This window comes from Lactiplantibacillus mudanjiangensis (genome assembly GCF_005405385.1).
Lineage (GTDB): Bacteria > Bacillota > Bacilli > Lactobacillales > Lactobacillaceae > Lactiplantibacillus > Lactiplantibacillus mudanjiangensis.
Genome location: NZ_BJDY01000006.1, coordinates 99,311 through 125,031, shown reverse-complemented (window position 1 = coordinate 125,031; position 25,721 = coordinate 99,311). Strand labels below are relative to the sequence as shown.

At 43.8% G+C, this 25,721-nt stretch carries 29 protein-coding genes and 1 other annotated feature; of the genes, 17 read left to right on the top strand and 12 right to left on the bottom strand.

Annotation, left to right across the window (positions count from 1 at the left end; translation table 11 throughout):
• The first annotated feature begins 14 nt into the window (after window positions 1-14).
• The 3 genes from FFM84_RS13060 to FFM84_RS13050 all read left to right on the top strand — a co-directional run bounded on the left by FFM84_RS13060 (window position 15) and on the right by FFM84_RS13050 (window position 2,899).
• A complete protein-coding gene (locus FFM84_RS13060) occupies window positions 15-650 on the top strand; it encodes an LVIS_2131 family protein (protein WP_130845768.1) in 636 nt (211 codons plus the stop codon).
• Window positions 651-863: 213 nt separating this feature from the next.
• The gene (locus FFM84_RS13055; protein WP_225424652.1) at window positions 864-1,400 is read left to right on the top strand and encodes an NUDIX hydrolase; all 537 of its coding nucleotides are present in this window, start codon (window positions 864-866) and stop codon (window positions 1,398-1,400) included.
• A 17-nt stretch (window positions 1,401-1,417) separates the two neighbouring features.
• Window positions 1,418-1,652, top strand: a binding site (T-box leader).
• A 50-nt stretch (window positions 1,653-1,702) separates the two neighbouring features.
• Window positions 1,703-2,899, top strand: a complete 1,197-nt coding sequence (locus tag FFM84_RS13050) for a MalY/PatB family protein (RefSeq protein ID WP_130845398.1) — start codon at window positions 1,703-1,705, stop codon at window positions 2,897-2,899.
• A 75-nt stretch (window positions 2,900-2,974) separates the two neighbouring features.
• On the opposite strand, the gene FFM84_RS13045 is transcribed toward FFM84_RS13050, so the two are convergent.
• Both FFM84_RS13045 and FFM84_RS13040 read right to left on the bottom strand, forming a co-directional pair.
• Window positions 2,975-3,157, bottom strand: a complete 183-nt coding sequence (locus tag FFM84_RS13045; RefSeq protein ID WP_130845399.1) for a hypothetical protein — start codon at window positions 3,155-3,157, stop codon at window positions 2,975-2,977.
• A 118-nt stretch (window positions 3,158-3,275) separates the two neighbouring features.
• On the bottom strand, window positions 3,276-3,599 hold the full coding sequence (locus FFM84_RS13040) for a hypothetical protein (RefSeq protein WP_130845400.1): 324 nt from the start codon (window positions 3,597-3,599) through the stop codon (window positions 3,276-3,278).
• 184 nt (window positions 3,600-3,783) lie between these two features.
• On the opposite strand from FFM84_RS13040, the gene FFM84_RS13035 reads away from it, so the two are divergent.
• Window positions 3,784-4,257 carry a hypothetical protein gene (locus tag FFM84_RS13035; protein WP_130845401.1) on the top strand — a complete coding sequence of 158 codons (474 nt, stop codon included), beginning with the start codon at window positions 3,784-3,786 and terminating at the stop codon, window positions 4,255-4,257.
• Window positions 4,258-4,307: 50 nt separating this feature from the next.
• Here the strand turns inward: FFM84_RS13035 and FFM84_RS13030 are convergent, their stop codons facing one another.
• Together FFM84_RS13030 and FFM84_RS13025 are read right to left on the bottom strand one after the other, a co-directional pair.
• Window positions 4,308-4,727: a GtrA family protein gene (locus tag FFM84_RS13030; protein ID WP_130845402.1), complete on the bottom strand. Its 420-nt coding sequence runs from the start codon at window positions 4,725-4,727 to the stop codon at window positions 4,308-4,310.
• A 74-nt stretch (window positions 4,728-4,801) separates the two neighbouring features.
• Window positions 4,802-5,032, bottom strand: a complete 231-nt coding sequence (locus tag FFM84_RS13025; RefSeq protein WP_130845403.1) for a hypothetical protein — start codon at window positions 5,030-5,032, stop codon at window positions 4,802-4,804.
• A gap of 175 nt (window positions 5,033-5,207) precedes the next feature.
• Here FFM84_RS13025 and FFM84_RS13020 point away from each other — a divergent pair, with 175 nt between their 5' ends.
• Window positions 5,208-5,678 carry a universal stress protein gene (locus FFM84_RS13020; protein WP_130845404.1) on the top strand — a complete coding sequence of 157 codons (471 nt, stop codon included), beginning with the start codon at window positions 5,208-5,210 and terminating at the stop codon, window positions 5,676-5,678.
• Window positions 5,679-6,234: 556 nt separating this feature from the next.
• Here the strand turns inward: FFM84_RS13020 and FFM84_RS13015 are convergent.
• The 6 genes from FFM84_RS13015 to FFM84_RS12990 are packed head-to-tail and all read right to left on the bottom strand — an operon-like array spanning window position 6,235 to window position 11,168.
• A complete protein-coding gene (locus FFM84_RS13015) occupies window positions 6,235-7,038 on the bottom strand; it encodes a hypothetical protein (protein WP_130845405.1) in 804 nt (267 codons plus the stop codon).
• Window positions 7,028-7,900: an ATP-binding cassette domain-containing protein gene (locus tag FFM84_RS13010; protein ID WP_130845406.1), complete on the bottom strand. Its 873-nt coding sequence runs from the start codon at window positions 7,898-7,900 to the stop codon at window positions 7,028-7,030. The genes FFM84_RS13015 and FFM84_RS13010 overlap by 11 nt, the downstream gene beginning before the upstream one ends.
• Window positions 7,897-8,268: a GntR family transcriptional regulator gene (locus FFM84_RS13005; RefSeq protein WP_130845407.1), complete on the bottom strand. Its 372-nt coding sequence runs from the start codon at window positions 8,266-8,268 to the stop codon at window positions 7,897-7,899. The genes FFM84_RS13010 and FFM84_RS13005 overlap by 4 nt, the downstream gene beginning before the upstream one ends.
• A gap of 30 nt (window positions 8,269-8,298) precedes the next feature.
• Window positions 8,299-8,577: a hypothetical protein gene (locus tag FFM84_RS13000; protein WP_130845408.1), complete on the bottom strand. Its 279-nt coding sequence runs from the start codon at window positions 8,575-8,577 to the stop codon at window positions 8,299-8,301.
• 32 nt (window positions 8,578-8,609) lie between these two features.
• Window positions 8,610-10,394, bottom strand: a complete 1,785-nt coding sequence (locus FFM84_RS12995; RefSeq protein ID WP_225425310.1) for an FtsX-like permease family protein — start codon at window positions 10,392-10,394, stop codon at window positions 8,610-8,612.
• Between the two features lie 15 nt (window positions 10,395-10,409).
• Window positions 10,410-11,168, bottom strand: coding sequence for an ABC transporter ATP-binding protein (locus FFM84_RS12990; protein ID WP_130845409.1), 759 nt, complete (start codon window positions 11,166-11,168; stop codon window positions 10,410-10,412).
• A gap of 334 nt (window positions 11,169-11,502) precedes the next feature.
• Between FFM84_RS12990 and FFM84_RS12985 the strand changes: the two genes are divergently transcribed.
• Window positions 11,503-12,477 (top strand): asparaginase, encoded by a 975-nt coding sequence (locus tag FFM84_RS12985; protein WP_130845410.1) that lies wholly within the window; start codon window positions 11,503-11,505, stop codon window positions 12,475-12,477.
• A 564-nt stretch (window positions 12,478-13,041) separates the two neighbouring features.
• Here FFM84_RS12985 and FFM84_RS12980 read toward each other — a convergent pair.
• Both FFM84_RS12980 and FFM84_RS12975 read right to left on the bottom strand, forming a co-directional pair.
• On the bottom strand, window positions 13,042-13,851 hold the full coding sequence (locus FFM84_RS12980) for an alpha/beta hydrolase (RefSeq protein WP_130845411.1): 810 nt from the start codon (window positions 13,849-13,851) through the stop codon (window positions 13,042-13,044).
• A gap of 26 nt (window positions 13,852-13,877) precedes the next feature.
• On the bottom strand, window positions 13,878-14,513 hold the full coding sequence (locus FFM84_RS12975) for a carbonic anhydrase family protein (RefSeq protein WP_130845412.1): 636 nt from the start codon (window positions 14,511-14,513) through the stop codon (window positions 13,878-13,880).
• Between the two features lie 147 nt (window positions 14,514-14,660).
• Between FFM84_RS12975 and FFM84_RS12970 the strand changes: the two genes are divergently transcribed.
• The 11 genes from FFM84_RS12970 (at window position 14,661) to purF (ending at window position 25,717) form a co-directional block, all read left to right on the top strand.
• Window positions 14,661-15,452, top strand: coding sequence for a tyrosine-protein phosphatase (locus tag FFM84_RS12970; protein ID WP_130845413.1), 792 nt, complete (start codon window positions 14,661-14,663; stop codon window positions 15,450-15,452).
• 15 nt (window positions 15,453-15,467) lie between these two features.
• Window positions 15,468-16,493 (top strand): lipoate--protein ligase, encoded by a 1,026-nt coding sequence (lplA, locus tag FFM84_RS12965; RefSeq protein ID WP_130845414.1) that lies wholly within the window; start codon window positions 15,468-15,470, stop codon window positions 16,491-16,493.
• A gap of 97 nt (window positions 16,494-16,590) precedes the next feature.
• Window positions 16,591-17,199, top strand: coding sequence for an NADPH-dependent FMN reductase (locus tag FFM84_RS12960; protein ID WP_130845415.1), 609 nt, complete (start codon window positions 16,591-16,593; stop codon window positions 17,197-17,199).
• An 18-nt stretch (window positions 17,200-17,217) separates the two neighbouring features.
• Window positions 17,218-18,513, top strand: a complete 1,296-nt coding sequence (locus FFM84_RS12955) for an NADPH-dependent oxidoreductase (protein WP_130845416.1) — start codon at window positions 17,218-17,220, stop codon at window positions 18,511-18,513.
• Window positions 18,514-18,809: 296 nt separating this feature from the next.
• On the top strand, window positions 18,810-19,292 hold the full coding sequence (purE, locus tag FFM84_RS12950; RefSeq protein ID WP_130845417.1) for a 5-(carboxyamino)imidazole ribonucleotide mutase: 483 nt from the start codon (window positions 18,810-18,812) through the stop codon (window positions 19,290-19,292).
• Window positions 19,276-20,406: a 5-(carboxyamino)imidazole ribonucleotide synthase gene (gene purK, locus FFM84_RS12945; protein WP_130845418.1), complete on the top strand. Its 1,131-nt coding sequence runs from the start codon at window positions 19,276-19,278 to the stop codon at window positions 20,404-20,406. The genes purE and purK overlap by 17 nt, the downstream gene beginning before the upstream one ends.
• Entirely contained in the window at window positions 20,403-21,140 is a 738-nt protein-coding gene (purC, locus tag FFM84_RS12940) for a phosphoribosylaminoimidazolesuccinocarboxamide synthase (RefSeq protein ID WP_130845419.1), read from the top strand. Before purK ends, purC begins: the two co-directional genes overlap by 4 nt.
• A complete protein-coding gene (purS, locus tag FFM84_RS12935) occupies window positions 21,140-21,394 on the top strand; it encodes a phosphoribosylformylglycinamidine synthase subunit PurS (protein WP_130845420.1) in 255 nt (84 codons plus the stop codon). Before purC ends, purS begins: the two co-directional genes overlap by 1 nt.
• A 3-nt stretch (window positions 21,395-21,397) precedes the next feature.
• Window positions 21,398-22,081, top strand: coding sequence for a phosphoribosylformylglycinamidine synthase subunit PurQ (purQ, locus tag FFM84_RS12930; protein WP_130845421.1), 684 nt, complete (start codon window positions 21,398-21,400; stop codon window positions 22,079-22,081).
• Window positions 22,074-24,293, top strand: a complete 2,220-nt coding sequence (purL, locus tag FFM84_RS12925; protein ID WP_130845422.1) for a phosphoribosylformylglycinamidine synthase subunit PurL — start codon at window positions 22,074-22,076, stop codon at window positions 24,291-24,293. Before purQ ends, purL begins: the two co-directional genes overlap by 8 nt.
• Window positions 24,278-25,717, top strand: a complete 1,440-nt coding sequence (purF, locus tag FFM84_RS12920; RefSeq protein ID WP_130845423.1) for an amidophosphoribosyltransferase — start codon at window positions 24,278-24,280, stop codon at window positions 25,715-25,717. Before purL ends, purF begins: the two co-directional genes overlap by 16 nt.
• Window positions 25,718-25,721: the final 4 nt, after the last annotated feature.

The following is a 25,721-nucleotide window of genomic DNA, read 5'->3' as shown; positions in this document are numbered from 1 at the left end:
AGGGTTGGCAATTGATGACTTCTGCATGGAATTGGATTGGAATCATTGCCTGGATTATGGTACTGGCGCTCGTTGTGTGGGTCTTTCATAATATCCGGGTACGGCGTATTAAAATGATCGTGGAGCGGAAGCACACTTTTGAATGGTCAAGTCTATGGATTACAGTGGGTGAATTGGTGGTAAGTATTGGCTTACTAGCGGGGATGTTCTTTGTAACATTCGGCCAGCGAGTAGACTTGTCAACAGACACCGTTAGCATCAGTTATGACTATCAACCGTTAGTCATGCGTGTTGGCAGTACTGGTTCTTATTATGTGGCCGTTGATCGTGGTAGTGCGAACAAACCTGTCCATATTTACAATTATTGGGTCAAGGGTGCAAAGTATACCGTCTCCAGCAATAAGGCGACAGTAATTACAAGTTTAAAACAAGCTAAAGTGGCTGATGCGGGAATTCCGTGGTCACAAACGAAGTTAGCTAAATTGGATCGGTCGCATACAAAGGCCTATGTTGCTAAAATGACGGCGACTTATAAGCCTAATTTTTTGAATGGTTTGGGTGTGCATGTTGACCATCAGGCGATGACACGTTGGTTGATTCGGGTACCGGCGCAGTCCTTTATCAATACGACTGATCTGACAACTGAATAGTAAGTGATTGAAGCAGTTCAAGTAATTGGACTGTTTTTTTTACTCAAATATTACAAGTTATTAAATGTTTATATCAGTTGCTATTTTTTGGTTTTAGTTCACCGTATAAAGTAGTAAAATTAAGTAGTTGCGATAATTGTGATATTCTATCATTAATTATATAATATCTAATTATATTGTAACTACTTGAGAATTAATGAAGGAAGCGAACCGATGATAGTCGAACAAATTAATCCCCTCTATGTATGTGGCATCGTTGGCGATGAGACCAGTTTAATCGTGATTAAAAATTTGACAGGCCGCTTCACTAATCGTTATGATTTGGCAACGGCTCCGCTCACCGTAGACCAAACGTTGAGTGCGACTGTCAGTCAGATTACGGCCATTCAGACCGGTTTACAAACGGCCATCGCTAAGCAATTAGGTACTATTCGTTTTACATTTCCAGCCCTGACAGCTGATCAACCGCGTGAAGCGATGATTAATACGTTTTATTTACTTGAACCAGTGGGTGGTAAGTTATTGACGAATCGGCCAGCCTTTACGGCAGCGGTATCGGATGGGGCTGCCCGGGTGCCATTGGATCAATTAAACTGGTCCAATAGTTCGCCGTTAGTTATGCAAGCGAAGCGATACTTGAAGACGGGGGCTTTCCCTGTAGCTGATCAAGAAATCGCCGTTTATGACGTGCCGACAACACCACAATTTCCGATGACGACAGCAGTTGACAATTCCAATCAAGCGTTGTAAGTTAGAATCAATTTAAAAATGATACGTTGATGAGAAGAGTAACTAGATGGGTCTGACAGCGAGTCAATGGTTGGTGGAAATTGATGGGATGATTCTAGTGAAGATGAACTCGGAGTAAATTAATGGTAGGAGACTGCTGTTAATTCGGATTAATCACCGTTAATGTGATGCTTTGTTAGACAACTAGCAAGTGTGAGGCAGCAAAAGCTGTGAATATAGGTGGTACCTCGGAGTGCAAACTTCGTCCTTAGTAACTTAAGGACGAAGTTTTTTTGTGGGCTAATTTGGAAGGGGTTTTTAACATGGATCAAGCAACATTTATTAAAACATACGCAACGAATCGACTAAATACGAATTCACTTAAGTGGGATGCGTTAGGGGTGCGCTACGGCAATCCTGATTTGTTACCAATGTGGGTGGCGGATATGGAATTTAAAGTACCGGAACAAGTGACGACGGCGCTAACTGAACGCGTGGCCCACGGTATTTATGGCTATTCGTTTACACCAGATAGCTATTATGATGCTTTTATTAACTGGGAACAGCAACGTCATCAATTGACGTTACAAAAAGATTGGGTGCGCTTTGGCACGGGGGTCGTGAACTCACTATATGCGATCGTTAATGCATATACGCAACCAGGTGATGCCGTGATGATTTTAACACCCGTGTATTATCCTTTCTTTGATGCGATTCAAGATAATCACCGGCAACTGGTGACGTCTGAACTCATCAATGATGACGGTCATTATACGATGGATTTTGCTGATATCGAGGCTAAAATTAAAGCCAATGAAGTTCGGTTATTTATCCAATGTTCACCACATAATCCAGTTGGCCGCATCTGGACAGCTGAAGAAGAAACTAAGATTTTAGCGTTATGTGAACAATATGGGGTGTTAGTTGTCTCTGATGAAATTCATCAAGACATCGAAATTGATCCTGAAAATCATCCGTTTATTTCGGCATTAACCGTAGCGGATGGCCGTTTTCAAGATCAAGTTATTGTGGTTAATTCACCATCAAAAACCTTTAACGTAGCTTGTTTGTTAAACTCACACGTCATTATCCCGAACGCCGACTTGCGTGCGACGTACGATGCGTTTATGCAACGATATAATCAGACAGAAGTTAATGTGTTGGGGCAAACAGCTGGACAAGCTGCCTATGAACATGGCGGTGCCTGGTTAGATCAAATTTTAGCGGTTATTCGCGATAATTATCATTATTTGCAAACTGAATTTAGCGAAAAAACTTCTAAAATTGTAGTGGCTGATCTACAAGGGACTTACTTGATCTGGTTAGACTTACGGGCTTATCTGGATCCTGCAACGACTCGCGAATTTATTCAAGATAAATGTGGGCTAGCAGTAGACTTCGGTGAATGGTTCAGTAAGAATGATCAGGGGTTTGTGCGCCTGAACTTAGCGACTGATCCAAAATATGTGCATCAAGCGGTGCAAAATATTATCAGTTGTTTGGCACAATTAAATAAGTAATCAAAAATGACGTTGTTAATCATTGGTGGATAAGCCCAGTGATTAGCAACGTCTTTTTTAGGATTGTTTTCAAAATTAACCTCGACCTTTAGTCGCAGTTCGTTGTTTTAATAAGCGTTTACGGGCGACTTGTCGGCGAATGGAGGCATACCCGATTAGGGCTAGCGTCAATAGGGCGACAATGATGGCAGCGGTCGTGAAGCCAAATATCCAGAAAAACACCGCAATTGCCAATGCACAATATACAATTAGAAACATAAGCCCTCCTTCTTTCGTCGCGAAGCTTTTAAGTTTATGCATTCATTGTAACGGCTAAAAATAGCAATCCCGTGATTGAAATTTGAATTTTTTGTTAAGAGTGAATAAATCCGCTTGGCTAGCGATGATGCCGATTAAAACGATGCGCGTTAGCCTGAGCCAATTGAGTCGTTGTTAATTGATAGGTTGTCGCTGTCTGTAGTTTATCAAGACCTTGTTGTAAAGCGATCACTTGCGGTGCATCCGGCTGGTCAGCACTGAGTTTTTCGAGTAACCCTTGTAAAATGGTTAAGTTTGGTTGCAAGGTTTCTTCGACCTGTTGATCATATTGAGCCTGTGATAAGCTGTGCGTTTGCCAGCGGGTGACTCGGCTAAGCAGTTCAAATAATTTAGTGGTTAATAAATCTAATAAATAATCGGTTTCAGTAGTGGTTAAGTCCATGGTCAGTCTGCTCCTCAAATGATTAGTCTAGTCGCCGTTTATTTTAACATACAGTTCAAGTTTACTAACTTACCGAAATTACATTGACGATAAATGCCCGATTTTCGAGGTTGTTTTTTAATTTATGGCCTCGAAAATGATCAAATTGTGCTAAATTTGGTGCAGGCAGAAAGAGGGGGATCAGATGATTGGACATATTACGGCCTTAAATCTGGGGTTACATGAAGGCGTCCTAACTGATTTTCATGGGCATCAGTTCAAGTTTGATTTGAAAGCCTTACCAGCGGGGACAGTTCCGACTTTAGGTCAAGAATTATATTTTACGCCAACATTGACTGCGGCCGGTTTAGCCGCAATTTCGTTACAGCAACATCATCATGATGGAACTCGAGTAGTTGTGCCACCGGTGTATGATTCATCAGCACCGCAGTTTGTACGGATTGGCGACGTCGTGATTAAGTTAGCGCAAATTAAGGCTTATGAGCTAACCACCGTCCAAAATGAGATTCGTAACGGTTATGAATCGCGGGCACGGCACTTGGTCATTCAAATGAAAGGTGGTCGGCAGTTCAATTTTTACAATTGGGATGGTATTAATATCGATGATGTCATGCGAACGTTAACGTTATTTCATCCAGTTAATCAAAAATCGAGCTAAATAAAAATGTGGGATGACCAGCTAAGTTAGCGAGTCATTCCACATTTTTATTAGTGACGTTCTTTAAAAATAAAGAGTTTACTGAAAAACCAATTTAAGACGACCACGATGATCTGGTCGAGAAGTTTAACGAGGAGCGGATTGCCATGTAGGATGGAAATCCCAGTGAACATGATGAGTTCATCGATCCCTAGACTGAGTAATCGAAAACCAAAGAAGGCGCCGGCCTCTTGTAAGAGGCTTTTGAGTGTTGGTGTAGCGGCATCAAAGACCCAAAGCTTATTGGTGACATAGGCGAATAGGACGGACAATAGCCAGGCAATCACGTTGCTAATCAGATACGGCCATTGAATCAAGTTGTTGAATAGCCAAAAAGCCACAAAGTTAATAACTGTCGTGAGACCGCCAAAGATTAAGTAGGCTAAAACCGCTTGATACCGATGCCATAATTGTTGAATGAGTTTGATCATAAAGTTCCCCCGCGTCGGTGTTCAGATTAATTAGCTTAATCCTAGCACAAACTCAGTTGGAGCGGGAGGAATAATTAGTCGGTTTGTAAAGTCAAACAAAGTTGGTCGTAGGCGGCTTTTGCCGTTGGGAGATCCGGGTAGCGGGTGACTTGAATGGTGCGTGGGCCAAGTAACGTGGTCGCTGTAACTTTAAGCCGCCACGGATGATCACCAAATAAAGCACGAGTCAACGTTAATTGATAAGTTTGGGTTGTGGTGATGATGGTGTCCTGATTAAGGCCGCTGGAATGAATCGTTGTGAGCATCGACAACGCCTTCTCTCAATGGAATAACTTCATTGTAGGCGGTTGATGTAAAGACTCGATACCGTTTGTGTAAATGTTGTGTAAAACTAATTTTGTTGGCGGTGAACTGCATTTGAGAACGCATTCATGTTGGATAAATGGTAAACTAGTAGTAGATGGAAAGGGTGTGGCGCACATGTTACAAGAATATACGAAGATTTTAGTGCCAATGGATGGCTCGAAACAAGCGGAAACCGCATTAACGAAAGCTGTCGAAGTTGCAAAGCGGAACGAAGCGCATATTGATGTGTTGTCGGTGATCGATCCGGGACAATTCGGTTATAATTTAGCTGGCTTGGCCGATGGCGATATCACGTATCAATTGGTTCAAGATTCAGAAGCTTATTTACAAAAGAAAGTCGCGGAAATTAAGGCGCAAGGCTTTGATGACATTGAATTCCATATTCGGATGGGCAGCCCTAAGCCAATCATTTCGCAAGATTTCGTTCAAGACCACAACAATGATTTAATCATGATGGGGTCAACGGGGTTAAATGCGATGGAACGAGTCTTAGAAGGTTCTGTTACCACCTATGTGCAACGGAATGCCTTAACTGATGTGATCGTCGTTAAAACTGATTTGAATAATACGTTATTAGAAAAATAATGATGCAACTAAAAAAAGATTCCTCGCTAAACCAATTAATGGTTAGTGGGGAATCTTTTTTTAGGTTAATGCCTAAAGGTTGAAACCTTACCAACATTGACTTAAGTTGGATTAAATTGTCACCTACGCCAGCCAGCGATTCTGCCGGCTGTGGGGACCGGTTTCAGCCAAAGTGCAGGCTTCCACCTCGCTTTTGAGCCTAGTCAAAACCACTAGTCTCGAAAGTCGTCCATATCGTAAAGTCCGGGGAAAACACCCAGACTTTACGATATTTTCACGGCCGGCGCCATCACTGGCTGACTCCGGTTATCATGTGGATGCTAGTTAATTAGGGATCACTATTATAACCGAGAGTGAGCTCACATTGAGCCCAGCCGTGGGAGTCTCTTAGCGATTTATCGCTTAGAGACTGACGTTTTGGCTGAACCGGTCCGCCCAAAGCATTCCGGCTCAAGGTGGGCGAACGGTAGGTGGCAAGTACGACTACCTTTGATCGATGAATGCTTATCATATCAACGATTATTGCTAAAACCTAGCTTTCAACCTTTAGTTAATGCTAAGATTTCACCTTAAGTTTCTGATTGAAGAAGTAAGCAATTCCTGCCATGATGCTACTACCAACTAGCATAGTGAGCATTGGCATCAATGGATTTAGATGACCAGCAGCGGCGTTGTTGAAATCACCGACTAAGAATTTAAACAGATCGAGAAGCCAAATGAAACTGTCAGAACTGTGACCATTCGAATTACTAGCAATGAAGAATAAGAAGAAAATACCTAGGATTGGACCTAAAATCAAAACCAATCGGCGAGTTGTTTTTGATAACAAGCTAAAGATACTACCAAAAGCTAATCCGGTTGTTCCTAAAAGAATATAGGCCAGAAGCAGCATAATCAAACTGGCAAAAATATTAATGGCCAGGTTATTGCCAAAGTAATGAATGTATAGTGTGTAAAAATTGCCATTGTTGAAAAATTTGGCGATACTGTCAAAACGAAGCGGCACCACAATTGCATAATCATAAATGGCGGTAATGATGGTCCCCACAAGACCCATTGCTAACATGCTCAATATGCGCGCACGCCAGAAGGTTTTCCGGGAAATCCCATTTTGAATGAACAATTTAAAATGATCGTAAGTGAGAGACATCGTAATCATCAAGAATAGGCCAAAGACGGCGCCTAATCCTAAGGTTGCAATCGACCCAGTCAACGAAAAATCTTTTAAATTACCGGATATTAGATCAAATATGAACGGCAAAATTAAGAAAATCGCGATCAAGTAGACATAAGTCCAGCCGAGCAACCGCAATTGCTCAGTAAACAAGTAATGGGTGGTAGTACGTAATTTAGTTGGCATGAGCGACCTCCGTGGCATTCGTCAGATTGACAAAGAGTTTTTGTAAGTCTAAGTGCTCAACTTGGACCGTATCTGGAATTGGTCGATCATCAGGTAAGTCACCGTAAACATAGTGTGCGGTAATACCCCCCAAGTGATCAGTCCCAATCACATTCAAACTTTCCGTGTATTGTTGCACGTCGGTTTCTGGGCCAGTGATGGTGTAAGCCTTGGCTAAGACATCGGGTACGCCACCACTAACGACAATCTTGTGTTGATCCAGGATGACCACGTTTTCTAACAAGTTCGCAATTTCTTCAATCAAATGCGTGGAGATCACGAAAGTCCGGGGGCGCTCTGTATAGGTATCAATTAACGCTTGATAAAACAATTCACGGTGATTGGCATCTAAACCTAAAACAGGTTCGTCTAAAAAGATGTAGTCGGCGGGTACGCAAAGCGCCACGATTAGCTTGAAGATGGTTCGATAGCCGGTTGATAATTTACCAAAGCGGGCATTAAGATCGAGATCAAATTGCCCAGCTAATTTAACCGCATAGGCTTGATCGAAATCCCCATAGAATTGCGCGGTGGTGGTAAGCAACTTGTTGAGTTTCGTCCGTTCGTTATACAAGTTCACTTCACTCATCAAGTAGAGTCGACCTAAAGTCGCATCATTGTCGACCAAGGTCTCATCATCTAAAGTAACCGTGCCGTCTGAGGCAAAGATCCGATTACTGATGATATTGAGTAAGGTACTTTTCCCAGCACCGTTACGACCGAGTAGCCCATAGATGGTGTGTGGTTCAAAGGTCAAATCGAGTTTATCGAGAATCGTTTGACCGTGGAATTGTTGTGTGACTGCTTTAACTTGTAGACTCATTGTGTGGCAAACCCCCGTTCAATTAATTGTGCCAACTCTTCTTTGGTAATGTGTAGCTTACGGGCTTCACTGACCAGCTTCTTAACGTAATCGTCATAGAATTGATCGCGCCGTTTCGCGACAACTCGGGCTTGAGCCCCTGCAATGACGAACATCCCGACACCGCGTCGTTTTTCAATCAGTTGATTATCGACGAGGATGTTCATCCCTTTCAAAACCGTTGCTGGATTAATGTGAAATTCTTTAGAAATTTCAGTCGTTGATGGAATCTGGGTACCCTCGGCGAAAGTCTGGGTAAAGATAGCCTCTTCGATTTGCTCGGCAACTTGTAAATAGATTGGTTCCGTACTATTAAAATTAAACTGCATATTTTTCACCTCATTGCAGTGGGTTGAGCGTTATTTAGCTGCCATTCGATGTGTCGAGGTGGCGGTCAAGCTTTTTTCAGCATGATCAATCCGCGCGGCAATCCAACTGCTTAGTAATAGCAGGGTCCCCAATACTGCTAGTAAGCTATCTTGATGTTGAAAGTTGGTTATCAAGGCCAGCACGCCGTTAGTGCCTAACCAGAGGGCCGGCATGAGTATCCCCGGCCAAAAAACGTTGCGGGTTGCTAGCACGTATCGATGCAACGGCGTGATGACAATTAATAACGCGACTAATCCAAAGTATACCATGATTTAGTCCTCCTTTTAGACTAGATTCTAGATTATAAAACCAAACGTTGATAAATTTTGAGTGTTAGCCAATAGTACCCCAAATATAGGATGGCAAAGATGCCAAATGGTAACCAAATGCCTTGGTAAGGTGAAGTGACCATAATGATCTTAAACATTTGCAGTCCGAACAAGACATGAACGATCCCGACCAGTCCAGGCAAGATGAAGAGGACGGCGATTTCTTGACGTAAGGCTTTTTTCAATTGTGAACGCGTGGTGCCTAGTTTATCGAGCATCCGGTAGCGTTGACGATCAGCAGCGGCCCCGGACAAGATCTTGAACATTAAGCAACTAGCTAACATTGCTAAGAAAGCAACACCTAAGAAGAAGCCCATGAATTCTAAGCCGGAGTACATGCCGTTAAAGACTTGATAACCATAATAACGGCCACCAGTTGCGCCGATTCGCGTATTAACGCTACGTTTGGCTTGTTGTTTGGTTAAGTGTTTAAAGGTCGTAAAATGCTTTTGGAAATCTTTTGTTGCAAAGACCACTAGCTGCATCTCAGGTTGTTTAAGCTGGTGATAGGCTTTGGCAGATAAGAAGACGGCCTTTTTGTTGATATTTACGGTTGCTTGTAAGTCACCTAATTGGTAGTTGTAGAATGATTTCTTTAACTGTTGGGCATTGTTTTTGACGAGTTTAAAGCTCATTTGTTTTTTGCCGATGGTATGGGTCGTGTAAAACGGTTGTTGATTAAAGTCAGCCGCATTGTAATAAATCACTTTTGTGGTCGCTTTGTAACGATAGGTTGCTTGACGAATTGGTTTTAATTGGTTAACCGTTTTTTGTTGTGCTTTAGTGGGATTAACCAGACTTAAATCATAAGCACTACCACCTTGGGCCATGAGTGGGACTTGTTGATGAAAGCCCATCCCAGTGGTAATGGCGCCTAAAGCGAGGGCAAACAACATCGCAACAATTGACAGAATCTTAGTATAGTTGCGAATTCGGAAACTCAATTGCGATAACGTGAACCGATTTAAGCCACGTTGTGCCCAGTTAAACCGTTTGAGTAACACGACTAACCAAACGAACACGGCATTGAAAAGCAGATAGGTTCCTAAAACGATTGTCACTAAGGCAATCCCAATTCCGGCTAATTGTAAGTCGATTAAATGACTCATCGCCCAATAGCCAATCCCGATTGAGATGACGCCAACTAAGACTTCAATAATTTGGCGGACGGGATGTAGTTGTGGTCGGTTAGGTTGATCGTTACTGTGTAACAACTTCAATGCCGGTGTTTTGGTTAAAGCAATCAAGTTGAACAATCCAGCAATTAGGAATAGGCCAACGTATAACACCAAAGTGACTAAGGCTGCGGTTGTATACCAGGCTGAAAAATGTTTTAAGGTCAAATCAAGCGTTTGGACCAATAGGTGACTAACGCCAGTGGTTAGGCCGGTTCCTAGAAGAATCCCAATAATTGTTGCTAAAATCCCAACGAGCAATGTTTCAAGCCAAATGAGTTGGCCGATTTTTCCTTTGCGGGCACCGACTAACATAAACAGCCCATAGTCACGTTTGCGCATACTGAGTAAGAATGAATTGGCATAGCCAATATAAACCAAGGTGATGATTGTCAGTAAGACGGAACCAAATTGAAAGACATAGCCGATCATACTAATCATACTGTTTTGCTTCAGAAAATCTTTATTCGTTGCGAGGGCTTCGAACATATAGAAGATCGCACTCGACATGACTAAGCCAGAGAATAAGACTAAATAGTCACGCCAGCGATGCTTAAAACTACTTAACGCTAATTTAAACATGGGTTGAACTCCTTTCTATTGTTCGAAGGTCCCTAAAGTATCGAGAATTTGTTGATAAAAATCACGGCGACTTAATTGATCACGGCGTAATTCCTGGCCAATCTTACCATCTTTAATAAATAAAATGCGTTGGCAATAACTGGCTGAAAATGGATCATGGGTGACCAGTAAGATGGAAACGGCTTGTTCTTGATTGATCTTGGTGAACATGTCGAGTAATTCACGGGCAGATTTAGAATCCAAGGCCCCAGTTGGTTCATCACCGAATAAAATGGCGGGTTCATTGATTAACGCACGAGCTGCAGCGACCCGTTGCTTTTGACCACCAGATAATTCGTTAGGATAGTTGGTCAAAAAGTCGTTGATCCCTAATTGGGTGGCAACTTGTTCAACGGCGGGGCGAATTTTTTTGCTAGCAACGTTTTGTAACATTAAAGGCAAAGCAATGTTTTCGTAAGCCGTCATCGTTTCTAATAAGTTGAAATCTTGGAAGATAAAGCCGATTTCTTTAGCGCGGAAGTCAGCGAGCTGATTGCCCTTTAAATGGGTGATTGGTTGTTGATGGATGGTCACTTCACCGCTAGTTGGTTGATCTAAGGTTGCGAGCATGTTGAGTAAGGTGGTTTTCCCTGAGCCAGAAGCCCCCATGATGCCGACAAATTCGCCGGGTTGCACATCGAAGTCGATCCCTTTTAAGGCTTCATATTGTTTACTGCCGGCTTTACCGTATGTCTTGTGTAAGTCGGCGACGGTCATAATTGGTGTTGTAGGCATGATTTTGTACCCCTTTATTTTTTTAAAAGTTATTTGGTTAGTTGCTTATGTAACTAACTATAAAAGCAACTAGCTGAATTGTCAACTTAATTTGATTTTGTGAGGCAACCAAAACCGATTAAAAGGGGATGGTACCAGCGTTTATCAAGATCATAAATTTTCTTTCTTAGGCTAGATTTGGGTTGTGTGAGGTTCGTTACTCATGGTGATAACTGATGATGACTAACTAACCTAGTAGGAGGGTTAAGCGTGTTTGTGATTGCAATCCCAGCATGGCTAGCCTAAAATGACAATTACTGAGTTTAGGTTGCGACCATTATAGGAGGAAAAGTTTTTGAAAAAGATTTTAGTTTTACACACTGGCGGTACGATTGCGATGTCGGCCGATGAAGCCGGAAATATGGCGCCAGGTGCCCAAAATCCGTTAGATAGCTATGAATATTCGATGGCCGGTGATATTGAATTAACGACTGAAGATGTCTTTAATTTACCATCGCCACATATTACGCCAGCTCGAATGTTGGAATTAAAGCAACGGATCGCTAAAGCGGCCCACGAAGGAATCGATGGCGTGGTGGTGACCCACGGAACCGATACGTTGGAAGAAACCGCGTATTTCTTAGATCTAACGTTGCCAAATGAGCTACCGGTGGTGGTGACTGGGGCAATGCGTTCTGCTAATGAGATTGGCTCTGATGGGTTGCACAATTTGGAAACGGCGATTCAAACAGCTAGTACGCCAGATGCTGCCGATAAAGGGGTCTTAGTCGTGATGAACGATGAAATTCATTCGGCACGGTATGTCACCAAAACGCATACAACTAATGTGGCAACTTTCCGGACACCAACCTTTGGTCCGATTGGGTTAGTGGCCAAACACGGCGTGGTTTTCTTTGAATCTTTATTACGATCAACCGTGTGTCCCATTCAAACGGTAGCTGATAACGTCTTTTTGATCAAAGCGTATGCCGGTATGGGGCCAGAATTACTTGAAGCAATTGCACAACCAACGACTAATGGGGTCGTTATTGAAGCCCTTGGCGCTGGTAACTTACCACCCGTAACGTTAGCGGCGGTTCAAAAGTTACTTGATTTAGATATTCCGGTTGTGTTGGTTTCGCGATGTTTCAACGGGATTGCCCAAGATGTCTATGATTATGAAGGTGGGGGCGTTCAGTTGAAACAAATGGGCGTGATTTTCTGCCAAGGTTTGAATGGACAAAAAGCGCGGATTAAATTATTAGTCGGTGTGAGTGCTGGTATGTCTTCGGACGAACTTGCTCGTTTTGTTGCGACCGCTAACTCTTAAAACTGAAATGGCTAAAGCGTAAAAGCTATTTTAAGTAGTGATCGCTGGTAATGCCAAGTATTGGTAGGATTATTTGCCACCTACCGTTCGCCCATCTTGAGCCGGAACGCTGTGGACGGACCGGTTCAGCCAAAAAGCTGTCTGAACCGTCGTTTTGAACCGCCAAGCCCGCGTTTCAAAAGCGCCGAGCTTTAAGCGATAAATCGCTAAGAGCCTCCACGGCTGGGCTCAATGTGGACTCACTCTCGGTTATGGTGACTACGCGATTGATTGGTAGTCGCAATGTAACCGGAGCCAGTCAGTGATGGCGCCGGCCGTGTAAACATCGTAAGTCCGGATGATTTTTCCGGGCTTACGATGTGGACGCCTTTTGAGACTAGCGGTTTGGGCTAGGCTTAAAAGCGAGGCGGAAGCCCGTTCTTTGGCTGGAGCCGGTCCCCACAGTCGGCGGAATTACTGGCTGGCGTAGGTGGCTAATTTAGCCAAGAACAATTATCAGCTTTCAACCTTTGAATGAACAGATTAAAAGCCCGTCACAATCAAAAGTGACGGGCTTTTAGATTATTACTGATTAAGCAGATTTTGGCGGACAAGACGGGCTAAATAGCGTTGTTGCAAGAAGTTGGTGTGGCTTAACCCAGCTTCATTAACGGTCATCTGGGTATAACGTTGGGCTTGTTGCATGAACAGCTGTTGACCAGCTTGAACGCTGCTAACGGGCACGATACCATCGCTACTTTGACCCGTGTCGCCAGCCACATTAACGACAGCATGCAACGACTTAAAGGCCTGCCGATGAGTTTTAAGTGGCTTGAACAACGTGGTATCAGGTTGGTTGGTATTGGTCCCAATGAAAGGCGTGCCCACCAGCATGATGCTGCGAATGCTAAGTGGTGTTTTGTCACTTAGACCGGCGAGGTAACGACTTAAAATGAGGCCACCGTTTGAGTAACCAAGGGCGTTGGCAGTTTTTAGCCCCAGACGTTTGTGCAAATAAGTGATTGCGGCAGCGAGACCATTAGTTTGTTCAACGATGGTTTCGTTATTGTCACGGCTATTTTCGAAATGCACCACAATAATCGTGTCATTTAAAGGGGTATCTTTGGTTCGGATTTCTTGGAACTTAAGCTGTTGATCTTTAGTGACGGTCAATTTCACAATTGGATGAGTTTGTTGGGCATTCAGTTGTTTGATTAAGACATCAAAATCGTTTGACATGCTATCGCTACCCGGAATTAGAATTAGCGGGCGTCGTTGACTAGAAATGACATGGCTAGCTTGGTCGCTGTGCAGCTGGTTACTCAAGCCTAAACCAATAATTAATAATAAAAAGGCACCACAAGCTAGCAGACTAACTAGTATTTTCTTCGACATAGCGATCCCCTCATTTCAACCGTCATTTAGAAACGTTCAGCAATAATTGGCCGGTCGTTCAATGGTTGAACGGCGCGGGTATTGCCAGCGAATAAAGCTTGATAAGCAGCTAATTGTTGTTCGCCGATCATGACGCTGTCTCCACAAACGTACCATTCCACTGTTTCGGTTAACGGTGGGGTAGTCAATGAACCTAAGTAGTGATAAACCGTGCCTGTATCTGGTAATAATTCAGTTAAGTTAATCGGTTCAGTCAAGTCGTGTTGACTATTTGGTGTTAATTGATCTAATAAATTTTGGAAGCTTTGATTAGGTTTGCCAATTCGGCCCATAATGGCAACAACGGCGATTTGACCAGTAGCACTACGATGGACGAGGTGCCATTCAATTGGGGCTGTTACGTCATCAATGATGTGTTCAGCGGGAATGTGAAAGTGAACTTGTTCAAAGTTAAAATCACGATCGTTTAAGTAGGCCATCCCAGTACCCGCAGCGGTCAAGGTGTTTTCGTCGCCTTGGATGGTTTTGGCTTGGTACAAACCGCGCCAACTAATCGCTGATAGTTGTGAGTCAATAGCGGTGGTCGTGTTGATTGCGATTGGGGATTGATGGTTACCACCAACTTGTTGCCAGTCTTCCTGGTGCTTGTAGTCAAATGTCATGAAAAAATCCTCCATTATTCGTTGATTACTTTCATTTTCTCACCGTGGCCAGCATTGTCAATTAATGTGGCAGATTTCTAATCGTGACCTTCATGACCATGGTAGAATAGTGGTAGAGATAATCTTATAGAATAGGTGGATGAACGCATGACAAAACAACGGGTCTTAACGATGCAACAAGGAATTAACTTCCGGGAATTGGGCGGCTATCCGACCCAAGATGGTCACACTGTTAAATGGCATAAAGTGATTCGGACGGGGAATTTAAGTCAATTAACGGAAACGGATTTACAATTCTTAGATCAATATGGCGTTCGCTATGACATTGATTTTCGATCACCAAAAGAAGTTTTGGATGATCCTGATCGTGTCCCTGGTAATGCTAAGTATCAATTTGCACCAGTCTTTAATGTGGATGAAACACGGAATTCTGATGGAACTGATAAAATGACCGCTAATTTGGAAAAAAATCCCGATGGCGGCTACCGACACATGTTGAAAGTCTACCGCATGATTGCAACGGAACAACATGCTAAAAATGAATATCGACGGTTCTTCGATAACTTGCTTGCCAATGACCAAGCTAATGAAACTTTATTATTCCATTGCACGGCTGGTAAAGATCGGACTGGGATGGGTGCCGTATACTTATTGAGCGCGTTAGGCGTTGATCCAAAGACGATTCGGCAGGATTACTTATTAAGTAATGAAACCTCCAAGCAACGGATCGATAACATGGTTAAAAAAGCCCAAGCTCAAGGCGTTGATGAGGCTACTTTATCGAGTGTGAAGGCATTGTGGTCAGTTAATGGCGATTATTTGGATACCGCTTTAGCCGAAATCAAACGGCAATCCGGCAATATGCAACATTATTTACGGACCGAATTAAAATTAACCAAGACGGAATTGGCCGATTTACGGCACTTGTATTTAGACTAAAAAGGAGCGGTAGCGATGCGATATTTAACTAGTCCGAGTCATGATATTCGTACGAACTTAGCGATTGAGACTTATTTAATGGAACATGCTGATTTAACAGAGCCAATTTTATATTTTTATATCAACTCGCCTTGTATTATTGTCGGTCGCTATCAAAATGTGCGCGCCGAGATTAATCAACAATACGTGACGGATCATGATATTATCTTAACCCGTCGGACGTCTGGTGGTGGCGCGGTCTTTGATGATTTAGGCAACGTGAGTTTTAGCTTTATTACCAAGGATGACGGCAACGGCTTCGGAAACTTCAAACGTTTCACGGAACCCGTATTAAATGCGTTACACAAAATGGGTGCGACTGGGGCTGAATTAAGTGGTCGTAATGATCTCTTGATTGACGGAAAGAAGTTTTCTGGCAATGCGATGCATGTTGAAAACGGCCGTATGTTTTCACATGGCACGCTAATGTATGATGTGGATCAAACGCAGATTGAAAAAGCGTTAAATGTGCCAGCCGATAAACTCGCGTCCAAGGGGATTAAGTCGGTTAAAAGCCGCGTGACCAATCTGCGGCCTTACTTAGATCCCAAGTATCGAAATCTAACTATTGAAGGATTCCGCGATATTTTGGCACGAGAGATTCTCGGTGTCCATGATTTAGCCCGGGCTTCAAGCTATCCATTAGATGCTGCCATTCAAAATGGGGTTGCGCAACTCAATCAAACTTATTTTAAGAACTGGGATTGGATTTACGGCGCCGCGCCGGCCTATACAGTCACTCATCGCCGGCATTTTTCCGCGGGGACGGTTGAATTTCAGTTAAATATTGAGCATGAGCGCATCGCTGATGTGACCATTTATGGTGACTTCTTCGGCGCCCAACCCGTGCAAGCGGTTATTGACCACTTAAAAGGGGTTAAATACACGACTGCTGCGGTTACTGAAGCGTTGGCACCATTAGATTTAACGACTTATTTTGGTGCGATTGCGCGACAGGACCTGATTCAATTACTTATGGCCCCCGATGAAGCGCCGGCTTAAATATACTTTTGATTTATATCGTGAAATCGTTTACAATATAGGCAGCAATTAGAAAAATATATGTTATTCAATCATTTAGTTAAAGGAGTTATTTGACATGCACAAGTTTGTTGCGATTGTCGGCACTAATTCAGATAAGTCGACCAATCGAAAATTATTGCAATTTATGCAAAAACATTTCGCTAAACAAGCGGAAATTGAACTCGTTGAAATTAAGGACTTACCGTTGTTTAACAAGCCAGCGGATAAGCAAATTCCAGCTACGGCGCAAGCGATTGCGGACCAAATTGATCAAGCTGACGGGGTCATCATCAGTACGCCAGAATATGATCATTCAGCACCCGCTGTTTTGATGAACGCCTTAGAATGGCTATCTTATTACATTCATCCCTTTGCAGATAAACCCGTCATGATTATTGGTGCATCGTATGGGGCTTTGGGGACTTCACGTGCGCAAGAACATTTGCGTCAGATTTTAGATTCACCTGAATTACGCGCACGAATCATGCCAAGTTCAGAATTCTTATTAGGCCACTCATTACAGGCCTTTGATGATGATGGTAATATGATTGACCAAACCAAGCTGGCTAAGTTAGCCGGGTTATTCCGTGATTTTGAAACTTTTGTGGACTTGACGAAGCAATTGAATCATGCGAATGAAGCTAATCGGCAAGAAATCCGCGATTTGGATTGGGCCAATCTATAACGAGAGGAGCTATAAGTTATGAAGTTAGTTGGAATTGCCGGTTCGGTGGCTGATAAGTCATACAATCGGATGTTATTAAAGTATATTGCGAGTCACTTTGGTGATGAAGCCGATATCGAACTTTTGGATATTAATGATGTCCCATTGTTCAATCAAAGTGATGATCAAACTGAAGGCGATGCTGTTCAATATTTGAAACGGAAGATCGAACATGCTGATGGGATCATTATTGCGACCCCTGAACATAACCATACGATTACGGCTAGTTTGAAGAGTGTCATCGAATGGTTATCTTTCAAGATTCATCCAATGGCGGGGAAGCCAGTGATGATCGTGGGTGCGTCTTATTATGATCAAGGCTCCTCTCGAGCACAGTTAAACTTGCGCCAAATCTTGGAATCACCGGGTGTTGACGCAGTGGTCATGCCTGGTAACGAATTCTTATTAGGCGACGTGAAGACGGCGTTTGATGATCAACAAAATCTCAAAGACGAACGCACTGTGTCCTTCTTAAAGACGACGCTTGAAAAATTCCTTAAGTTTGTGACCGTGATTAACGACATGAACAAGCCGGAAGATCCCGGTTGGGAAGCTGAAGACTTGGAATCACATGGCAAAGTTGAAACGACCGTTGAAGGCGTTGATATGCATGCGGCTGATTGGGTTGAAAAGGCCGCTGAAAAGACGCATGCGGCTGAAGGTGACGACTACGTTAAGTTAGATCGTGGGTTGCTTACCGTTAACCAATTGAATTATTTCTTGAATTCAATGCCAATGGAATTAACTTACGCCGATGCCAATAACCAATTTATCTATTACAACCATTTCTTGGAAGCTAAAGATATGTTGGCTGCCCGGACCCCAGCGCAAGCCGGGAACCCAATGGCTGATTGCCATCCTAAACCAGCCATTCCACATGTTAAACAAGTGATTCATATGTTGCGGACTGGTAAAACGGATATGTTCCGTTTGCCAGTTCCTGGTATGGGTGCTGACAAGTATGTCATGCATTACTATAAGGCGATGCATGATGCTGATGGCGACTATAAAGGGATTAACGAGTTAGTCTTAGATATTATGCCAATGGTTAATTACTACTTGGAACACACGGGTCAAATGTTAGTTAAAGATCCTGATGCTGAAACCGATGCTGTATCTGGTGCTTCATCGAGAAGCAAGGCAGCAGAAAAGCCTGCTAAACCAGAAGTTGATGAAGTTTCTGGTGCTTCAGCGGATGCAGAACCAACTGCAGAACCTGAAAAACCAGCTAAGCCTGATGTTGATGAAGTTTCTGGCGCCTCTAGCAACAGCTAAAATTGAAGTTCTGTGCAGTCATCTTAATTGATGGCTGCTTTTTTTATTGTTCGGTTAATTTTGGATAAATAAAATAATATTGAAAAGTCAACGTAACCCACTAAATACAGCTTTAAGCATTGAAATGAATGTATAATCGTCCAAAATGTTTGTTATATTTAGTGAGTTGAATAATCTGGTTATTTTGTTAAACACGAACATTAAAATGTTAATTTATGGATAAAGTTAAGAAATTCGTTGACAGCGAAACCATGTCTTGCTAAACTAATGGTGAAAAGATGGAAAGAGGGATTGAAATGGCGAAAGTTAGTTTAGTAATGGGGTCGATCTCAGATTGGCCGACCATGCAACTGGCTGCCGAACAATTGGCGGCCCTCGGAATCGATTATGAACGGCACATTATTTCGGCACATCGGATGCCGGATAAATTGCAAAGCTATGGGCAGCAAGCGGCGGAGTTGGGAATTCAAGTCATTATTGCTGGTGCCGGTGGTGCGGCCCATTTACCTGGGATGCTCGCGGCCAACACGGTGTTACCAGTGATTGGCGTGCCGATGCAAACGAAAGCGTTGAATGGGATGGATTCGTTGTTATCTATTGTGCAAATGCCGGGTGGGATACCGGTAGCAACAATGGCAATTGGGACAGCAGGCGCAAAGAATGCCGCGCTGATGGCGGCACAAATTTTGGGGTTACAGGATGCAACTAGTCAACAAGCGGTACTGGATTTTCGGCAGCAGCAACGGCAGGAGGCGGAACAAAGTGAACGTGACTTCTAAGCAACCGATTTTGCCACCAGCGACAATCGGGATTGTTGGTGGTGGTCAACTGGGTCAGATGTTGGCACTTAGTGCGAAGAGTATGGGTTATCATGTGGGAATTTTAGATCCAACGCCGCAAGCACCCGCGGCTCAAGTGGCCGATTTTCAAATTACGGCGCCCTATGATGACCAATCGGCGTTGATTGACCTTGCCAAGCGTAGCGATGTTTTAACTTATGAATTTGAAAATGTCGATGAGGCTGCGTTGATCGCGGCCCAACAATATGCGGCTTTACCGCAAGGCACAGCGTTATTGCATATTACGGGAAATCGATTAAATGAAAAGCAGTTTTTGCATGATAATGGGATTCCTGTTACCGAGTTTGCGGCAGTGACAGATGAGCAATCGTTGATTTATGCCATGCAGCGAGTGGGGACGCCGGCCATTTTAAAAACAGCAGCTGGTGGCTATGATGGTCACGGACAAACCGACTTAATGACAACTCTCCCAAGCGAAGCAGCCTTAGCGTTACTTGATCAACCATGTATTTTAGAAGCACGCCAAACCTTTCGATTAGAAGTTTCAATGATGGTGACGCGCAGTGCTACTGGCGTCGTCACGACCTTTCCCTTAGTTGAAAATCGGCATAAAAATCATATTTTGCACACGACCATTGCACCTGCAACTGTCGGACCAGCCGTTCATGCCGCTGCCCAACAAATTGCAGTATCAATCGCCAATGCGTTGTCGTTACGTGGTGTTTTAGGGATTGAGTTCTTTGTCCTGCCAGATGATCGGTTATTAGTAAACGAACTAGCACCAAGACCCCACAATTCTGGGCATTATACGATAGAAGCTTGTAATATTTCTCAGTTTGAAGCCCACATTCGTAGTATTTGTGGGTTACCTATTCCGCCGATTACCCAGCTTAAGCCAGCGGTGATGCGCAACTTATTGGGGGCCGATTTAACCGTGGCTCGTGACCAACTTGTGGCGCATCCCGAATGGCATTTCCATGATTATGGCAAGGCCGAGATTAAGCCACAACGTAAAATGGGGCATATCACGATTGTCACGGATGAGTTGAATCAGAGTTTACACATGATGGATTTGTTGAAGGGAGCACAATAAACATGACGATTGAAAAAGGTGACTTGCTGTATACCGGTAAAGCAAAAATGATGTATCAAACGACTGATCCTGATGTTTTGTGGGTCGATTATCTCGATCAGGCAACGGCACTGAACGGTAAACGTAAAGTGGCAATTGATCAAAAAGGCTTATTAAATAACCGGATTTCAAGCTTGATTTTCAAGGACTTGGCCCAACATGGTATTGCCAATCATTTTATCGATCAGCTATCTGAACACGTTCAATTAGTTCGACGTGTTAACATGATTCCACTCGAAACAGTCGTCCGAAATGCGGCTTCTGGAAGCTTTGAACGTAAATTTAATGTGCCCCATTTAACCAGTTTTGCAACACCGGTGATGGAATTCTTTTATAAGAGTGATGACTTAGATGATCCATTTATTAATGATTCTCAAATAACTGCGCTTAAGATTGCGACACCTGAGGTACTTGCCGAAATGCGTCGACAAGCGTTATTGGTTAATGATCGGTTGCAAACTATTTTTAACGAAATGGCCATTGAACTCGTTGATTTTAAGATTGAATTTGGCTTAACGTCAACGGGCCATGTGTTATTGGCCGATGAAATTTCCCCTGACAGTTGTCGATTAGTGGATAAAAAGACGAAAAAGTCACTAGATAAGGATGTCTTCCGTCATGATTTGGGTGATCTCACCACCGTTTACCAAGAAGTCTTAAACCGGTTAACTGCCGTTGAAGGGAGTCAAGCTTAATGTATCTCGTTAAAGTATATGTGACTTATAAAGATTCTATCCTCGATCCCAAAGGTGAAGCGGTGAACGATGCTTTACATCGATTGGGCTATGAAAATGTTCAGTCAGTGGAACTGGGTAAATATTTTGAACTTAAACTAGCCGCCGGTGAACGTCCTGTTGCCACGGAAGTTGATGAAATGTGTGATCAATTATTGGCCAACGTTAATATGGAAACCTATCGATACGAAATTACCGAGATGGAGGCGCTCTAAACGATGAAATTTGCAGTCCCGGTTTTTCCAGGTTCTAATTGCGACCACGATATGGTCAATGCGCTACGTGATGTTTTGCAGGTTGAAGCTGATTTAGTTCCGGCGGCAACAACGACGACTCTCGATCAATACGATGCCGTGATTTTACCGGGTGGGTTTTCATATGGTGATTACTTGCGCAGTGGCGCGATTGCTCGGTTTGCACCGGTTATGACGGCAATTAAAGCGATGGCAGCGGCCGGAAAGCCGGTTGTGGGTATTTGTAATGGGTTCCAAATCTTAACTGAAGCTGGCCTGTTACCCGGTGCGTTACAAGCTAACCGTCGTGGTCAATTTATTTGTCAGACGAGTGAGTTAATCGTTAAAAATACGTCAACACAATTTACCTCAGCTTATGAACCGGATGCACATATTCAGCTACCGATTGCGCACGGCGAAGGGAATTACTATTGCGACGATGATACCTTAGCTGAATTACGGGCCAATCATCAAATCTTATTTGAATATGCGGCAAATCCAAATGGTAGTGTGGCTAATATTGCGGGAATTATGAATCGTCAAGGCAATGTTTTAGGGATGATGCCTCATCCTGAGCGTGCAGTTGAAGCGCTATTAGGCTCAACGGATGGCCTTGGTTTGTTCCAATCGTTAATTGCTCGCCAAACTCAGGAGGTTGCCCATGCTTAAAAACCAAACCTTATCGGCCAATGAATTGCGTGATCAAAAAGTTTACCGTGACTGGGGCTTAACGGATGATGAGTATCAACTCATTAGTGAAAAAGTTCTTGGTCGGTTGCCGAATTACACGGAAGCCGGATTGTTTTCTGGGATGTGGAGTGAACACTGTTCTTATAAAAATTCGAAACCAGTCCTCAAAAAGTTTTGGACCCAAGGCGAACAAGTTTTAGAAGGCCCTGGTGAAGGGGCGGGAATCATTGATATTGGTGATGGACAAGCCGTTGTCTTTAAAGCGGAAAGTCATAATCATCCCTCCGCGGTTGAGCCATATGAAGGGGCCGCGACTGGTGTTGGCGGGATTATTCGGGACATCTTTTCGATGGGGGCGCGCCCGATTGCGCTACTGGACAGTTTGCGTTTTGGCGAACCCGATGATGCGCATACGAAATATTTGATTTCACAAGTGGTCGCCGGCATCGGTGGTTATGGTAACTGTATCGGGATTCCAACGGTTGGCGGTGATACTGTATTTGATGCCAGTTATCAAAAAAATCCGCTTGTTAATGCGATGTGTGTCGGAATTTTGGATCAGGCCGATATTCAAAAAGGGCAAGCCACCGGAATTGGCAATAGCGTGATTTATGTCGGTGCCAAGACGGGCCGTGATGGCATTAATGGGGCCTCGTTTGCCTCGGCCGAATTCAACGATGCTAAAGCCACGCAACGCTCTGCAGTACAAGTGGGTGATCCATTTATGGAAAAACTGTTAATGGAAGCTTGTTTGGAAGTTATCCATGAGCATCGCGATGTGTTGATCGGGATTCAAGACATGGGGGCGGCGGGCTTAGTTTCATCGTCCGCTGAAATGGCCTCGAAAGCTGGCAGTGGACTGGAATTGAACTTAGATTTAGTACCACAACGTGAAAGCGGGATGACGCCGTTTGAATTGATGTTATCGGAATCACAAGAACGAATGTTGTTGTGCGTCAAAGCCGGCGCCGAAGCCGAAATTTACGCCGTGTTTGAAAAGTATGGGTTAGATGCGGTTAAGATTGGCGAAGTCACTGAAGGGCATCAATACCAATTATTTCATCACGGTCAACTGGTAGCTGATGTGCCGGTAGATGCGTTGGCGACTAAAGCGCCCGTTTATCAACGGGATAAAAAGCGACCAAGTCGGTTAACCAAGCAGAGCCATCATCAATTTATGCCACGACTAGTTGATGCAACTGGGACGTTGAAAAAAATGTTGCAGCAGCCAACGATTGCTTCTAAAAAATCACTTTATGAAACTTATGATTCACAAGTCCAAACGAATACGGTGGTTAAACCGGGCTCGGATGCTGGTGTCATTCGGATTCGCCATACCGATAAGGCCCTAGCGATGACAACCGATGTAAATGGACGTTACTTATATTTAAACCCTCGAATTGGTGGCGAAATTGCCGTAGCTGAAGCGGCACGCAATATTATCGCTTCTGGTGGTGTACCACTTGGGATTACAGATTGTTTGAATTACGGTAACCCCGAAAAGCCGGAACAATTTTATGATTTGGATGAATCAGCCCAAGGGATTGCCCGTGCGTGTCAGTTATTCAACACGCCGGTGATTTCAGGCAATGTCTCACTCAATAACGAGTCAAACGGCGAAGCTATCTACCCCACGCCTATGATTGGAATGGTCGGCTTGATCAAACACCAACGCGATATTACGACGCAAGATTTCAAGCAAGCCGGCGATGGTGTCTATGTGCTGGGAACAACTGGGGCTGATTTTAACGGTAGTGAGATTCAAAAAATGCTGACAGGGCAAGTCTCTGGTGAACTATTCGACTTTGATCTGGTTACGGAACATCAAAACCAGCGTCTATTACTACGCGCCATTCAAAAAGGTCTCGTGGCTAGTGCGCATGATGTGTCTGAGGGCGGCTTGATTGTGGCGATTGCTGAAAGTTGTTTTGACCACGATTTAGGTGTGACGTTGACCAGTGACTTGTCGGCGACTGACTTTTTTGCCGAAACCCAATCACGTTTTGTCGTTTCGGTAAAGCCAGCGCAACAAGTTGCATTTGAAGAGCTGATGGGCACAGCCGCGACTTATCTTGGACAAACGACCACTGATGACCGGCTTTGGATTAAAACCGCTGATCAAGCGTTCGATTTGCCAGTTAGTTTTGCCAAACAACTATGGGAGGAGGCGCTGCCATGTCGACTGAAGTAAAGGGTCTCAATGAAGAATGTGGCGTCTTTGGTGTTTGGGGGTCTCCTGATGCTGCTCAACTCACCTATTTTGGTTTACATGCTCTTCAACATCGCGGTCAAGAGGGCGCGGGTATTACGGCTAATGATCAAGGTACGTTAAAATCTGAACGTGGCTTAGGCTTACTTGCGGATGTATTTCGTGATCCACGGCGCTTAGACCGACTAACGGGAACAGCGGCGGTCGGACATGTGCGGTATGCCACCGCGGGTAACCATGGTGTTGAAAATATTCAACCGCTAGAATTTAATTTCAGCGATGCCCAGTTTGCCTTGGCCCATAACGGCAATCTGACGAACGCCGTGAGTTTACGTCGTGAGCTTGAACAAGCTGGCGCGATTTTTCATGCGAGTTCCGATAGCGAAATCTTGATGCATCTGATTCGTCGGAGTAAGGCCCCGACCTTGGATGAACAAGTTAAAGACGCTTTAAATCAAGTCCAAGGTGGTTTTGCCTACTTGTTAATCACCAATGATCGATTATTTGCAGCCCTTGATCCCAATGGCTTTCGGCCCTTGGTCGTCGGTCAACTACCGACTGGTGGTTATGTGGTTTGTAGTGAAACTTGTGCGTTAGATGCGGTGGGTGCAACGTTTATTCAAGATGTACATCCTGGTGAGCTACTTACGATTGATGATCAGGGCTTAAAAATTGATCATTATACAACCGACACTCAGTTAGCGATCTGTTCCATGGAATTTATCTACTTTGCCCGACCGGATTCCGATATTTATGGCGTCAATGTGCACTCAGCTCGTAAACGAATGGGCGCTCGACTAGCTCAGGAACAACCGGTTGAGGCCGATATCGTGGTCGGTGTACCGAACTCATCACTATCCGCTGCGACTGGTTATGCCGAAGCCAGCGGCCTGCCATATGAAATGGGCCTGATTAAGAATCAATATTCTTCACGAACCTTTATCCAACCAACGCAAGCCTTGCGTGAACAAGGAGTTCGCATGAAGTTATCGGCGGTAAAAGGGGTGGTAGCTGGTAAACGGGTGGTCTTGATTGATGATTCAATCGTTCGTGGAACGACGAGTCGCCGCATTGTGAAGTTGTTGAAAGATGCTGGTGCCAAGTCTGTTCATTTGCGAATTGCGTCTCCACCATTACGCTATCCTTGTTTTTATGGCATTGATATTCAAACGACACGTGAGTTGATCGCGGCTAATCAAACGATTCCAGAAATGTGCCAATCTTTTGGTGCCGATTCATTAGGCTTTTTAAGTGAGGCTGGCGTCATTGAGTCAGTTGGATTGAAAGTTGAAGCGCCATATGGTGGCTTATGTATGGCTTACTTTAATGGTGATTATCCAACACCGCTTTATGATTATCAAGTCGAATATGATGAAGAAATTCGACAATTGCAGTTACACAAGTAGAGGA

Excerpts from the sequence above, each read along its gene's own strand:
- FFM84_RS13060 (WP_130845768.1), top strand. The coding sequence starts at position 15 with ATGACTTCTGCATGGAATTGGATTGGAATCATTGCCTGGATTATGGTA.
- FFM84_RS12955 (WP_130845416.1), top strand. The coding sequence starts at position 17,218 with ATGAAGTTAGTTGGAATTGCCGGTTCGGTGGCTGATAAGTCATACAAT.
- FFM84_RS13020 (WP_130845404.1), top strand. The coding sequence starts at position 5,208 with ATGTTACAAGAATATACGAAGATTTTAGTGCCAATGGATGGCTCGAAA.
- FFM84_RS13025 (WP_130845403.1), bottom strand. The coding sequence starts at position 5,032 with ATGCTCACAACGATTCATTCCAGCGGCCTTAATCAGGACACCATCATC.
- FFM84_RS13035 (WP_130845401.1), top strand. The coding sequence starts at position 3,784 with ATGATTGGACATATTACGGCCTTAAATCTGGGGTTACATGAAGGCGTC.
- FFM84_RS13010 (WP_130845406.1), bottom strand. The coding sequence starts at position 7,900 with ATGAGTCTACAAGTTAAAGCAGTCACACAACAATTCCACGGTCAAACG.
- FFM84_RS13000 (WP_130845408.1), bottom strand. The coding sequence starts at position 8,577 with ATGGTATACTTTGGATTAGTCGCGTTATTAATTGTCATCACGCCGTTG.
- lplA (WP_130845414.1), top strand. The coding sequence starts at position 15,468 with ATGCGATATTTAACTAGTCCGAGTCATGATATTCGTACGAACTTAGCG.
- FFM84_RS13030 (WP_130845402.1), bottom strand. The coding sequence starts at position 4,727 with ATGATCAAACTCATTCAACAATTATGGCATCGGTATCAAGCGGTTTTA.
- FFM84_RS12995 (WP_225425310.1), bottom strand. The coding sequence starts at position 10,394 with ATGTTTAAATTAGCGTTAAGTAGTTTTAAGCATCGCTGGCGTGACTAT.
- FFM84_RS12960 (WP_130845415.1), top strand. The coding sequence starts at position 16,591 with ATGCACAAGTTTGTTGCGATTGTCGGCACTAATTCAGATAAGTCGACC.
- FFM84_RS13040 (WP_130845400.1), bottom strand. The coding sequence starts at position 3,599 with ATGGACTTAACCACTACTGAAACCGATTATTTATTAGATTTATTAACC.
- FFM84_RS12970 (WP_130845413.1), top strand. The coding sequence starts at position 14,661 with ATGACAAAACAACGGGTCTTAACGATGCAACAAGGAATTAACTTCCGG.
- FFM84_RS12990 (WP_130845409.1), bottom strand. The coding sequence starts at position 11,168 with ATGCCTACAACACCAATTATGACCGTCGCCGACTTACACAAGACATAC.
- FFM84_RS13005 (WP_130845407.1), bottom strand. The coding sequence starts at position 8,268 with ATGCAGTTTAATTTTAATAGTACGGAACCAATCTATTTACAAGTTGCC.
- purS (WP_130845420.1), top strand. The coding sequence starts at position 21,140 with ATGTATCTCGTTAAAGTATATGTGACTTATAAAGATTCTATCCTCGAT.
- FFM84_RS12980 (WP_130845411.1), bottom strand. The coding sequence starts at position 13,851 with ATGTCGAAGAAAATACTAGTTAGTCTGCTAGCTTGTGGTGCCTTTTTA.
- FFM84_RS12975 (WP_130845412.1), bottom strand. The coding sequence starts at position 14,513 with ATGACATTTGACTACAAGCACCAGGAAGACTGGCAACAAGTTGGTGGT.
- FFM84_RS13055 (WP_225424652.1), top strand. The coding sequence starts at position 864 with ATGATAGTCGAACAAATTAATCCCCTCTATGTATGTGGCATCGTTGGC.
- purQ (WP_130845421.1), top strand. The coding sequence starts at position 21,398 with ATGAAATTTGCAGTCCCGGTTTTTCCAGGTTCTAATTGCGACCACGAT.
- FFM84_RS13015 (WP_130845405.1), bottom strand. The coding sequence starts at position 7,038 with ATGCCAACTAAATTACGTACTACCACCCATTACTTGTTTACTGAGCAA.
- FFM84_RS13045 (WP_130845399.1), bottom strand. The coding sequence starts at position 3,157 with ATGTTTCTAATTGTATATTGTGCATTGGCAATTGCGGTGTTTTTCTGG.
- purF (WP_130845423.1), top strand. The coding sequence starts at position 24,278 with ATGTCGACTGAAGTAAAGGGTCTCAATGAAGAATGTGGCGTCTTTGGT.
- purE (WP_130845417.1), top strand. The coding sequence starts at position 18,810 with ATGGCGAAAGTTAGTTTAGTAATGGGGTCGATCTCAGATTGGCCGACC.
- purL (WP_130845422.1), top strand. The coding sequence starts at position 22,074 with ATGCTTAAAAACCAAACCTTATCGGCCAATGAATTGCGTGATCAAAAA.
- FFM84_RS13050 (WP_130845398.1), top strand. The coding sequence starts at position 1,703 with ATGGATCAAGCAACATTTATTAAAACATACGCAACGAATCGACTAAAT.